At 45.8% G+C, this 12963-nt stretch carries 10 protein-coding genes; all 10 read left to right on the top strand.

Translation table 11 applies throughout. From position 1 onward, the window contains the following. The first annotated feature begins 38 nt into the window (after positions 1 to 38). Positions 39 to 1283, top strand: coding sequence for a sensor histidine kinase (locus tag G395_RS0121785; protein ID WP_026632018.1), 1245 nt, complete (start codon positions 39 to 41; stop codon positions 1281 to 1283). A gap of 6 nt (positions 1284 to 1289) precedes the next feature. Beyond that, positions 1290 to 1976, top strand: a complete 687-nt coding sequence (locus G395_RS0121790) for a response regulator transcription factor (RefSeq protein WP_026632019.1) — start codon at positions 1290 to 1292, stop codon at positions 1974 to 1976. Between the two features lie 93 nt (positions 1977 to 2069). Further along, the gene (rpmB, locus tag G395_RS0121795; protein ID WP_026632020.1) at positions 2070 to 2309 is read left to right on the top strand and encodes a 50S ribosomal protein L28; all 240 of its coding nucleotides are present in this window, start codon (positions 2070 to 2072) and stop codon (positions 2307 to 2309) included. Positions 2310 to 2397: 88 nt separating this feature from the next. Continuing rightward, complete coding sequence (gene folK / locus G395_RS0121800; RefSeq protein WP_026632021.1) at positions 2398 to 2889, top strand: 2-amino-4-hydroxy-6-hydroxymethyldihydropteridine diphosphokinase; 492 nt, start codon at positions 2398 to 2400, stop codon at positions 2887 to 2889. Positions 2890 to 3111: 222 nt separating this feature from the next. Further along, positions 3112 to 5478 carry a TonB-dependent receptor gene (locus tag G395_RS0121805; RefSeq protein ID WP_026632022.1) on the top strand — a complete coding sequence of 789 codons (2367 nt, stop codon included), beginning with the start codon at positions 3112 to 3114 and terminating at the stop codon, positions 5476 to 5478. 38 nt (positions 5479 to 5516) lie between these two features. Continuing rightward, positions 5517 to 6455: a DUF4249 domain-containing protein gene (locus G395_RS0121810; protein WP_035361877.1), complete on the top strand. Its 939-nt coding sequence runs from the start codon at positions 5517 to 5519 to the stop codon at positions 6453 to 6455. 83 nt (positions 6456 to 6538) lie between these two features. Beyond that, complete coding sequence (locus tag G395_RS0121815) at positions 6539 to 7657, top strand: DmpA family aminopeptidase (protein ID WP_035361862.1); 1119 nt, start codon at positions 6539 to 6541, stop codon at positions 7655 to 7657. Positions 7658 to 7758: 101 nt separating this feature from the next. Then, positions 7759 to 8148, top strand: a complete 390-nt coding sequence (locus tag G395_RS0121820) for a hypothetical protein (RefSeq protein ID WP_229204251.1) — start codon at positions 7759 to 7761, stop codon at positions 8146 to 8148. A gap of 178 nt (positions 8149 to 8326) precedes the next feature. Then, positions 8327 to 11302, top strand: coding sequence for a protein translocase subunit SecDF (gene secDF, locus G395_RS0121825; RefSeq protein WP_026632026.1), 2976 nt, complete (start codon positions 8327 to 8329; stop codon positions 11300 to 11302). A gap of 126 nt (positions 11303 to 11428) precedes the next feature. Then, positions 11429 to 12889: an amino acid permease gene (locus G395_RS0121830; RefSeq protein WP_026632027.1), complete on the top strand. Its 1461-nt coding sequence runs from the start codon at positions 11429 to 11431 to the stop codon at positions 12887 to 12889. Positions 12890 to 12963: the final 74 nt, after the last annotated feature.

Consider the following 12963-nt stretch of genomic DNA (forward strand, 5'->3'; position numbering starts at 1 on the left):
GCTACAATAAAAAAAGCATCGAACGTTAATCCTGCGCCATGTCACGACGAACCATCCAGTCGCTCACCGTTTTTTCTGCCCTGCTCATCATTGGTGTGGTGATCACGCAGATCTATTGGGTAAAGCAGGCGCTGGACCTCAGGCACAGGGAATTTAACCAGAATGCGCACGTCGCATTGCAGGACGTGGCGACCAAGCTTGCGAAGGTGAATGGCGTTATGCAAAGCGTCAACCCGGTGGAGCAGCTATCGCCGCAATATTTTCTCGTAAATACCAACGCGACTACGCAGCCGGAACTCCTCGAAAATTTTATCAAAGACAGTTTTCAAAAAAATAACCTGATCACCGATTTTGAAGTCGGGATTTATGATTGTACGACCAACCGGATGCGCTATGGCATGTCGCTGAGCACCAAAAACAATGATAAAATCCCCACGCCGACTTCGAATTGGATCAAAACCGATAAGTATCCCTACTATTTCGGCGTGCGTTTTCCCGAGCAGGACAGTTATTTTGCCGGCACCATCAATGGCGCAATCTGGTCTTCTGTGCTGGTTTTGGTGGCGGTCTCGTTTTTTGCTTATGCGCTTTTTGTGATTTTAAGACAAAAACAATTGTCGGAAGTGCAGCGGGATTTTGTCAATAATATGACGCACGAGCTGCAAACGCCCATTTCGACGATTCGCATTGCGGCGGATGTTCTCAACTCGGACAACATTGTAAACCAGCCGAAACGACATCAGAGATACGTTCAGATCGTTCAGGACGAGATTTTGCGGTTGCAGGGACAGGTTGAAATGGTGCTTTCCATGGCCAAGGCCGAGCGGAATGCATTGACATTACAAAAGGAAGTGATGCGCGCGGAAGACATTATCGAATCGGTTTTGCTGCCTTTTGAAAACAAAATAACCTTCCTGAACAAAGCTGAGAACACATTGATCGAAGCGGACCCGTTCCATTTCAGATGTATGATCAACAACCTGATTGATAATGCATTAAAATATTCCAATGACACTCCGGACGTAAGGATTGAAACCTATAATAAAGGCAAATGTCTGTTTATAGCGGTTCAGGACCATGGCATCGGGATTGCACCGGAATATCGCAAGAAAATTTTCAACCAGTTTTTCCGCGTTCCTTATGGCGATGTGCATAATGCGAAAGGGTTCGGCATCGGCCTCAGTTATGTAAAACAGATCGTCCGGTCGCATAACTGGAAACTGGACCTGGAAAGCGAACTGGGAAAGGGAAGCACATTTAAAATATCAATTCCTCAGAAATAAGCCTAAATGAAAAAGCGAATTTTATACGTAGAAGACGATCCGAACCTGGCATTTGCGACAAAGGATAATCTGGAAGAGTATGAGTATGAAGTAGTGCATGCGCCGGACGGCTTGAAAGCATTGGAATATTTCGGAAAAGATCATTTCGATATCTGCGTGCTTGATATTATGCTGCCGAAAATGGATGGTTTCACATTGGCCGAAAAAATCCGGAATTCGGACAGCCAGGTACCCATTCTGTTCCTGACAGCACGGGCTTTGCAGGAAGACAAGATCAAAGGCCTCAAACTCGGCGCGGACGATTATATCACCAAACCATTCAGCATTGAAGAGCTCAAATTGCGGATTGACGTTTTCCTTAGACGCAGCAAATCGGAGCAGCCGCTGGCAAGCAAAGCAGATTCCAGCAAGGTCGGTAAATACACATTTGACTTTCAAAAACTGACATTGGCTATCAATGGAAGCAGCCAGAACCTGACATTCCGGGAAGCAGAAGTGCTGAAATATCTCGCCGAAAGACCCGATCAGGTCATTCGGAGGGATGAGCTGCTGAAAGCAATTTGGGGTGATGACGATTATTTTATGGGCCGGAGCCTGGATGTGTTTATTTCAAGGCTAAGGAAATATTTATCGGCCGATCCCGACATTAAAATTGATAATATTCATGGCGTAGGGTTCAGAATGAGGTGGTAATGCGGTATTTTTTGAAAATTTCTTTTGTCAGAGTTTGGTCACGAAAAATTAATTGCGCATCTTTGCACCCTCATTTGGAAAAAAAGTAAGGTTATGGCTAAGGTTTGTCAAATTACAGGTAAAAGAACTCGCGTTGGAAATAACGTTTCTCACGCTAACAATAAAACAAAGCGTAAATTCTTCCCGAATTTGCAAAAGAAACGTTTCTTCCTTCCTTCGACAGGAGAGTGGGTTACGTTGAAAGTAGCAACATCTGCACTTCGTACTATCAACAAGAATGGTATTGAAGCAACGATTCAAAAAGCATACGACAAAGGAACGCTTACGTTCTAAAAATATTTACGAGTTTTAAAAAGGACTTCTCCTATCCGGGAAGTCCTTTTTTCATGCATCGTGCACACCCCTGATAACGATCGCAGGCATGGCTTCCGCTAACAGCATTTTTCTTTCGCTAGGCTCAAATCTGGGCGACAGGCAGGCAGTGCTTGCATTGGCGACGGAACAAATCGCAAACAGAGTCGGCACCATATCCAGCGAATCTTCGGTGTATGAAACAGAACCCTGGGGCCTGGCCGATCAGCCCGCGTTCCTGAACCAGGTGATCCGCGTGGAAACCGCCTTGGCTCCCGAGGAAGTTTTGCGGATCATCCTCGACATTGAGCACGAGCTTGGCCGCGTTCGTTACGAGCGCTGGGGAGCCCGCGTGATTGACATTGACCTGCTGTATTACAATGCGTTGCTGCTCAACAGCGCCCGCCTCACATTACCCCATCCACGCCTTCAAGACCGCCGTTTTAACCTGATCCCACTGGTCGAAATTGCGCCTGACTATATAAACCCGCTTCTGAAAAAAACGTCACTCGAATTATTGCAAATGTGTACGGATAACGGGGTTGTGTCAAAAGTTTCGTGAAAAAATACTATTTCTTGTGAGGCCTCCGATTTTTTAAGTTTTGGCCATTTATTCCATTTTTAGGCGAGTTCATCACTTTTTTCTACCATATTAAGTTGATTAACACGTGCTTTGTCGGCTCCTGGAATTAGGTTCAAAAAAACTTTTAAAGAATTTAAAGAGGGTATACGTCTCTAAGGTTGTCATCAGAATAGGAAAAGTTCAATAATGAAATTAAAGCCCATGAAAAACAAATTACTCGTTCCATTCATTTTCTCGCTCTTTTTTTGTGTCAGCGTGTTTGCGCAGAACCGGCACACGGTTAGCGGTTATGTCAAAGACCAGTCAAATGGTGAAGGCCTTATCGGGGTTTCTGTCTACGTTCGGGAAGCCGAAACTGGCGTGGTGACCAATCCATACGGGTTTTATTCCCTAACCTTGCCCGAGGGAAATTACACGCTTGTGTTCACCTATATAGGTTATCAGAAATCGGAAAAGCAGGTCACTTTGGATGCAGACAAAACGGTCAGCATTGAAATGTCTGACGAAAGCACTGATTTGCAGGAAGTCACAATCTCGACACAAAAGGAAGACGAGAATGTGAAGAGCATTGAAATGTCTGTGAACAAGGTGGAAATGAAAACGATCCGCAAAATGCCCGCATTATTAGGCGAGGTGGATCTGATCCGCAGCATTCAGTTATTGCCTGGTGTGACTTCCGTAGGCGAAGGCGCTTCCGGGTTTAATGTCCGGGGCGGCGATATTTCCCAAAACCTCGTGCTGCTGGACGAAGCGCCGGTTTATAACTCATCCCATTTGTTCGGCTTCTTTTCGGTTTTCAATCCCGATGCAGTTAAGGACGTGAAGCTGATCAAAGGCGGAATTCCTTCGCTTTACGGTGGCCGGATCTCTTCCATTCTGGATGTTAGAATGAAGGAGGGGAATGCCAAAAAACGGGAGATCAATGGCGGGATCGGGACTATTTTTTCCAGATTGACTTACGAACAGCCTTTTGCGAAAGGGAAAGGCTCATTCATTGTAGCCGGTCGTCGTTCCTACATTGATGTTTTGGCAAAACCATTTTTGAATTCTGACCTGAGAGATTCCAAGTTCTATTTCTACGATCTGACGGCCAAAGTGAATTATCAGATAGGCGATAAGGACACATTCTTTGCGTCGGGTTATTTTGGGAAAGATGTGTTTGGTGGAGGTGACTTTGGTTTCGGATGGGGCAATGCAACGGCTACGGCTCGGTGGAACCACATTTTTTCCAACAAATTGTTCATGAACCTGACGGGTTATTACAGCAACTACGATTACAATCTGGGCCAGAACCAGAACAAGCCGGATGCGAAAGACAAGTTTGACTGGAAATCAAAGATCATCAGTACAAGCATTAAGCCCGATTTTACATTCTATATCACGCCCAACAACCAGCTGACATTCGGCGGTCAATATATTTACTATGATACACGCCCCGGGAAAGCCATTGCCGTTTCGGAAGGTGAAAACACAGACATTAGTTTAGATCCGCGTTATGCCGACGAATCTGCATTATATATAGGTAACGAGCAGAAGTTGGGGGATAAGATTTCGCTTCAATATGGCGTGCGTTATTCCTATTTCAGGAGCTTAGGGCCGGGCACGGAATATGATTATCTGGAAGTGGATAAAGGGCAGCGTAAGTTTCCCATGTTTCCCGGCAAAACCTATAAAAAGGGAGACGTGATCAAAAGTTACGGAAACTGGGAGCCACGGGCATCTTTGAACATTGGGTTGACGTCCAATGCGTCAATCAAAGCCAGCTATAACCGCACCGCGCAATATCTGCATTTGCTATCCAACACAGCTGCTAGTTCCCCGCTGGATGTCTGGACGCTGAGCTCGGTCAACATTGCGCCGGAAAAAGCGGATCAGGTTGCATTAGGCTGGTTTCAGAATTTCAATAACAATATGTATGAAGCATCGGTTGAGGTGTATTTCAAAAAACTTTATAACCAGATCGATTACGTTCCAGGCTCGGAGTTGCTGCTGAATGAGTTCGTAGCAGGCGACCTGCTTTTTGGAAAAGGCCGTGCCTATGGTGCCGAATTTTATTTGAAAAAGAACAAAGGCAAGCTTACAGGCTGGATCAGCTACACCTTATCAAGAACAGAAAGGATGGTGGAGACCATTAACAACAACGACTGGTTCCCTGCAAGATTTGACAAACCGCATAACTTCACTTCCGTTGCGATTTATGAAATGAGCAAAAGGCTGTCGCTTTCGGCCAACTTTACCATTACCTCGGGCACACCTGCAACATTCCCTACAAATCGTTACGAATGGGGAGGCTGGCCGATCGGGAATAATTATGATGGTGCGAGAAACAATAACCGAATTCCGGCTTACCACCGCCTGGATCTGGCGGCTACGCTGAAATCCAAGAGGAAATTGTTCAAAGTAGGCCAGGGCGAATATGTGTTCTCTGTTTACAATGTGTACAACCGTCGCAATCCGTTCTCGGTTTACACCCGCGCCAATGAAGATACGCCGCTTAAAACGGAAGCGGTCCGCTATTCGGTTATTGGCAATTTCATTCCTGCTATCACTTATAATTTCAAGTTTTAAAAGAGATCAAATCCACCACATTGATGAAAATCATAGCCATGAGACAATTCAATAAAATTTCAAATATCAAGCATTACGGGCTGTTATCTTTGTTTTTTGCCATGTTCGTGGCACTTACAGGCTGCGAGGACGTGATAGATCTGGACACAAAAACAGGGCCGGAACAGCTTGTTGTAGACGGCTGGATTACCAATGAGGCCGGCCCGCAGACGATCAAACTTTCCTGGTCGGCCAGTTACTTTAATAATGGTCCGGCAAAGCCTGTTTTAGGTGCAACAGTGACGGTTACCGATGATAAGGGAAAGATCTATCAGTTTGAAGATTTAGCTGGAAATGGTCAGTATGTTTGGGGAAAGACCAATGCAGACACACTGGGGCATGTAGGAAGAACTTACAATTTGAAGATCGTTAGTGAGGCTGCCACTTACACGGCATCCAGCGAACTGAAACGCGTTCCACAAGTCGATTCCATCGTTTATCGTAAAGAAAAATTACCATTCGAGCCTGATAAGGGGCCAAAAGAAGGATATGTTGCTCAGTTTTACGCACGTGACTTCGTAGGCGAAGGAGACACTTACTGGATAAAGCCGCTAATCAATGGAAAACCGAAAGTGGAGAAAGCAGTCACCATTTCCATTGCCTATGATGCTGCATTCGGATCGGGTGCTCCTTCGGATGGGTTGATTTTCATCCTTCCCATCCGCGAATCCATTACAACAGACTCCCTTTACTCGGCCGGGGCATCCGTTGGTGTCGAATTGCACAGCATCACAAACGAAACCTTTGAATATCTGAAACAAATCCGCGAGCAGGCCGCAAACGGAGGACTTTTCGCTGTCCCAATCTCGAATATTAAGTCCAATGTTGTGAACGCCGATCCAAAAGGCCCCAGGGCACTTGGTTTGTTCGGCGCTTCCGCAGTAAGCAGGAAAGAAGCGATTATTGATCCCGAAAAGGCGCGTCCGGACGAAGATTAATTTCTTTAAAAACACTGCTGATCCACTGGTAAACGCGTTTTGCCAGTGGATTTTTGTTATATTTCATTTTTATAAACAATAGTATGAAACAGAATATCCTGATCCTCCTCGTTCTCTTTTCAATGCCGGTTCTTGCTCAAAAGCGGGCTCGCGAACTAGGCATCCAGATCGGCGTATTGCCAACCGGCGCGCTCAATGCGATTACAGATGTTGCGGGTGTAAAAGTTGGGCAGGTGACATTGCGGGAGGGCGCAGATGTGCGTACAGGTGTGACGGCGATCATCCCACATGATGGGAATATTTTTCAGGCAAAAGTGCCGGCGGCAATCTATATCGGCAACGGCTTCGGCAAACTGACAGGTTATTCACAAGTAGAGGAACTGGGCACCATTGAAACGCCTATTTTGCTTACTAATACATTAAGTGTTCCCACCGTCTCCGACGCCATCATTGACTGGACGTTGGGACAGCCTGGAAATGAGAATGTCAGGTCCTTAAATCCGGTTGTAGGAGAAACCAATGATGGTTTTCTGAACGACATTCGGGGTCGTCACGTGCGCAAGGAGCATGTACTCAACGCATTGGCGCAAGCGCAAAACGGCCCGGTTGCAGAAGGAAATGTGGGCGCAGGGACAGGGACAGTTTGTTTTAATTTCAAAGGTGGAATCGGAACGGCATCCCGGAAGCTTCCTGCCAACCTTGGCGGTTACACCGTTGGTGTTTTGGTGCAAACTAATTTTGGGGGTGTCCTGAAAGTCAATGGCGTCCCGGTGGGAGAGGAGCTTGGCAAATTTGCCTTCAAAGAACAGCTCGATAAAACCTCCGACGGCTCATGTATGATCGTGGTGGCGACGGACGCGCCACTGGACGCTAGGAATTTGAAAAGGCTTGCCAAAAGAGCGATTATGGGCCTGGCACAAACGGGCGGGATTGCATCCAATGGCAGCGGTGATTATGTCATCGCATTTTCCACGGCCAATCGCATGCTGCATGAAATGCCCGAACGCACTTATGGCGCAACTTATCTTCATAACGATGCTATTAGCCCGCTTTTCCTATCCGTTATTGAGTCTACTGAGGAAGCCATTATCAATTCTCTCGTGATGGCGCAGACCATGGAAGGAACCCAGGGACACAAAGTTGAAGAACTTCCCAAAGAGCAGCTTCTCGAAATCATGAAGAAGTACGGCAGATTAAAATAATGTGGCGCCGGTCGGCCGTGGCGGGTGTGTTTGAAAAAATAGTTTGCGTTTGTAATTTTTTAGATTAAAATTTGCGGTTTAATAAGAGAACCGGATTCTAAGTGAAAGCGCAAAGAGTTATTAATCAGACAATGAGCTTCATGCTGGCCATCATGCTTTTGATGGTTGCAGGAATGCGTTCATGGTCTGACCAATCGGATTCGGTTCAGAAGCAGTTTGCGCACGCCAAAGAGATTGGTAAGGATCTTGCAAAACAAGCTTCCCAATCACCGGACCAAAACCAGGCAAAGGTTAGTGCATTGTCCCTGGACGCGGTTATCACGCCTGCGTTATCATTTGATTTCTCCCATTACTTCTACTTTTTACCGCAACCTATCTGGCATTTCGTAGCCAGCGAATCGGTTGTTCCGGTTGTTTTTAAGGAATCCGTATTTCTATTTTCCTATTTCCACCGGATCTTCGGTCGGTTTATAGTCACCAACGCTCCCTGATGCTGCATTCAGGGCAGACATTTCGCGGCAAAGCTTATCTGCTTTTGCATTGATTTAAGACATTTTACGGGCTTAACAGTCGTTTAAATGTGTTTTTATCAACTTGCTGAGATGAACATTACAGTTCTATCTTCTTCACATTTCAGGAATATCATTTCAATTTTTTCAATACATAATAATGACTAATAAGAACGGAATTATCGGGCTTACCATCGTGATCGCCCTGATTAGCGTCTATTATCTCTCATTTACATTCGTGTCGCGCAACATTAAAGCCAAATCCGTGGCTTATGCGACTGATGCGAAAGGTGAGGTGGACCTGTCAAAAAAGCAACGTTACATTGATTCGCTATGGCGCGAGGATGTGTACATCGGACATACTTTGCAAGAAGTAATGGAGCGTGAACTAAACCTTGGCCTTGATTTGCAAGGTGGGATGCACGTGGTGATGGAAGTGGCTCCTGCCGACATTTTGAAAGGAATGGCGGGCGGAAATGCACGCAGCGCAGCGTTCCAGACTGCATTGAAAAAAGCAGGTGAAGACAAAACGGCAAGCAACAGCGAATTTATCAATCGCTTTACAGCTGCATATAAAGAGGCTGCTCCTAATTCAAGTCTGGCAAGCCTTTTCGCAACGAGCTCTAACAGAGGCAAGATCAGCAGCAGCTCATCGGATGGCGATGTGATCAAAATGCTGAATACGGAGGTAAATAATTCTATCGACCGTGCATTCCAGATCACACAGGCCCGTATTGATAAGTTTGGGGTAACGAACCCGAACATTCAGCGTTTGCCAGGCCAGAACCGTATTTTGGTTGAGCTTCCTGGTGTGGATAACCCTGAGCGTGTGCGTCGTTTGCTTTCAGGCGCTGCAAAACTTGAATTCTCTGAGGTTTATCTGACCAACGAACTGGCTTCGGGATTGGACGGTTTGGGAAAATATCTTGCTAAGCAGGAAGAAATCAAAAAAGCATCAGCAACAACAACCGCTGCTGCACCTGCCGCAACGGACACAACGAAGAAAACAGACGGAGGTCTGGCTGCGCAATTGGCTCAGAAAACTGCCGATTCAACTGCAACTGACTCCTCTACATTAGCCGCTCAAAGCGCTGCACTGACCAATTTATTCGTTCCAATGCCACAAGGCCTGGGCGTTTTCCTGAAAGATACAGCACGTGCAAGTGAAATTCTGCGTCGCCCGGAAGTGAAGGCAATGTTCCCTGCGGACCTTGTGTTTATGTGGGATCGTAAAGGAACCGAAGGCGTTAACAACCAACTGATTTTGCCATTGTATTTTATTAAAAAATCAAATGGTGAGGCTGCTATGGAAGGTGACGTGATCGTGGACGCAACGCATGACTACGATGAGCGTGGCCGCCCCGAAGTGACCATGCGTATGAATGGCGAAGGCGCTCGTAAATGGCGTTCACTGACTGCCCGCAGCGTAGGCCGTCCGGTTGCTATCATTATCGATAACCTGGTTTACACTGCTCCGACTGTACAAGGCGAGATTCCTAATGGTAACTCCAGCATTACCGGAAGCTTTACAGTAGAAGAGACAAAAGATATGTCCAACGTCCTGAAAGCGGGTAAATTGCCTGCTCCTACGCACATTGTAGAAGAAGCCGTTGTAGGTTCTTCACTGGGTGCTGAGGCGATCAATGACGGACTTATTTCTTCTGCAGTTGGTTTGCTGATCGTTTTGGTGTTCATGGTGGCTTATTACAGCCGCGCCGGCTGGATCGCTGATATTGCATTGCTGATCAACTTGTTCTTCCTATTGGGCGTTATGGCTTCTCTGGGAGCAGTTCTTACGCTATCCGGTATTGCTGGTATCGTGCTCTCCATTGGTATGGCCGTGGATGCAAACGTGCTTATTTACGAAGGGATCAAGGTTGAGCTGGAAGCAGGAAAACCTTTCGCACAGGCCGTTCGCGATGGTTTTAAACATTCACTAAGTGCTATTCTTGACTCCAACGTTACAACGTTGCTGACCGGTATTATCCTGTACACATTCGGCACCGGACTTGTACTTGGATTTGCTACAACGCTTGTGCTTGGTTTGCTGACCTCTTTGTTCTGTGCGATATTCATCACGCGCTTGTTCCTTGAACAGCAGATCAAAAACGGCAAAAGTTTCAATTTCTATTCCGGTTTGACTAAAAACTGGTTTAAAGACAATCACTTCGATTTCGTTTCTCAACGTCGTCGTTTTTACATTATTTCGGGCGTTATCATCGCTATTGGTATTGGTTCATTCATTTTCAAAGGATTCGGACTCGGTATTGATTTCAAAGGAGGCCGTTCTTATGTGGTTCGTTTCCAGGAGAATGTGGATGCGGATAAGCTGAGAACCATTATGGATGAGGACCTTGGCTCAACTACGGAGGTGAAAACATTTGGTGGGCAGGATCAGGTGAAAATAACAACCGCTTATCTGATTGAAGAAACATCTACGGATGCGGATCAGAAAGCGGAGGCAAAAATCCTCGCAGGTGTTAAGAAAATCCCTAACAATCCGGCTACAATCGTAAGCTCAAACAAAGTAGGGCCTACGATGGCAAATGACACACTATGGTCTGCTATGTACGCAATTTTGCTTGCACTTGCTGCCAACTTTGTTTACATCTTTATCCGTTTCAAAAGGGTTGCATTCAGTTATGGTGCTGTTGTGTCTCTTGCGCATGACGTGATCATCATCCTGGCGATCTTCTCGCTGTTTAACGGCTGGTTGCCATGGTCGCTTGACATCGACCAGGCGTTCATCGGTGCGATCCTGACCATGATTGGTTATTCTATGAATGACACGGTTGTAATTTATGACCGTATCCGGGATTACCTGAAAGACGACAAAGCACGTAACCAAAGCCTGCCTACGGTTATCAACAATGCATTGAACAGTACATTGAGCCGTACGGCCGTAACGGGTATTTCGGTAATCCTTGTTCTTATCGTGTTGATGATCTTCGGAGGAGCTGTAATTCGTGGATTTACATTCTGTATGCTTCTTGGTGTAATCGTCGGAACATATTCTTCTCTGTTCGTAGCGGCGCCTATCGTAGTTGACTTGCTGCAACGCGAAAAAAGAAAAGAGCCAGCGTTAACGGTTGCAGAGCCGGTTGCGCCTGCGGGAGGCAAAAAGATTAAAGCATAAGGATTTTTTAGAATAAAAAGGGGTTAAGTTCATTACTTTCCCCTTTTTATTTTGCCTATATACTCATATGGAAAATTTTCTTTTTAGTTTTAGCAGATGTTAATATAACTACAACAAACGCATTATATGGCAAATCAGCTCTGGGCAAAAAAGCCTATTGAAAAATTATTGCAAGAATCAACCGGAGAAGCGAACCAGTTAAAGCGATCACTTAGTTCAACCAGTTTGGTAGCCCTCGGCATTGGTGCCATTATCGGGGCCGGGCTCTTTTCATTAACAGGGATTGCCGCTGCCGAACATTCAGGACCGGCAGTTACCATTTCATTCATACTTGCAGCCGTGGGTTGCGGATTTGCCGGACTTTGCTACGCAGAGTTTGCATCCATGATACCCATTGCGGGAAGTGCTTACACCTATTCCTATGCTACTATGGGCGAATTTGTTGCCTGGATCATCGGCTGGGACCTTGTTTTGGAATATGCATTGGGAGCGGCTACCGTTTCGGTAAGCTGGTCACGTTATCTGCTGGAATTCCTGAGCAAATTTGACATTCACCTTCCTACACAGCTCGTTTGCTCTCCTTTTGAAGTTGTTAAATTGAGCGACGGCACCATAATAGACAACGGAATCGTAAATTTGCCGGCCATATTCATCGTCTGCATGCTTTCAATGCTTTTGATCAGAGGAACAGAAGGTTCTGCGTTTTTGAACAATATGCTTGTTGTGTTGAAAGTGGCAGTTGTGCTTATTTTCATCGCACTGGGATGGAGCCACATTGACCCACAAAATTATGTGCCTTACATTCCTGAGAACACAGGAAACTATGAAAACTTCGGCTGGACTGGAATTGCCACTGGTGCCGCGGTCGTTTTCTTTGCATTTATTGGTTTTGACGCCGTTTCAACGGCAGCCCAGGAAGCAAAGAATCCACAAAAAGGAATGCCGATCGGGATTCTTGGATCGCTTGTTGTTTGTACGATCCTTTATGTGCTGTTTGCGCACGTTATGACGGGTTTGGTAAAGTATACGGAATTCGCAAACGACGCAAAACCAGCCGCCACAGCCTTTGCCAAAACAGGTTATGATTCGCTACAAACGGCTTTGATCATTGCTATTCTGGCTGGTTACACATCTGTAATGCTGGTTATGTTATTGGGGCAAAGCCGCGTGTTCTATTCAATGAGTAAAGACGGACTTTTGCCAAGATTTTTCAGTGATGTACATGCAAAATTCGCTACGCCCTGGAAAACAAACCTTTTCTTTATGGGCTTTGTAAGCATTTTCGCGGGTCTAGTGCCGGTTAGTGACCTGGGCCACATGGTGAGTATCGGAACATTGTTTGCATTCTGCCTCGTATGTGTGGGTGTGTGGATGCTGCGTGTGAAGAGGCCTGATCTGAAACGTTCATTCAAGACTCCCCTGGTTCCTTTTGTGCCGATTATGGGTATTGTCGTATGCCTTTACCTGATGTATTCACTTCCTGTTGAAAGCTGGTATCGTCTTGCGGTCTGGCTGGCACTGGGTCTTGCGGTATATTTCGGTTATGGAAAGAAAAACAGTAAAATAGGCAGAGAAGGTAACATTTAAGTGTAATCTGATTTGTTTTATACAAAAAGACCCTGCTTTCACATTAGAAGCAGGGTCTTTTTTATATAGTTTAA

It is taken from the genome of Dyadobacter alkalitolerans DSM 23607 (assembly GCF_000428845.1).
Lineage (GTDB): Bacteria > Bacteroidota > Bacteroidia > Cytophagales > Spirosomataceae > Dyadobacter > Dyadobacter alkalitolerans.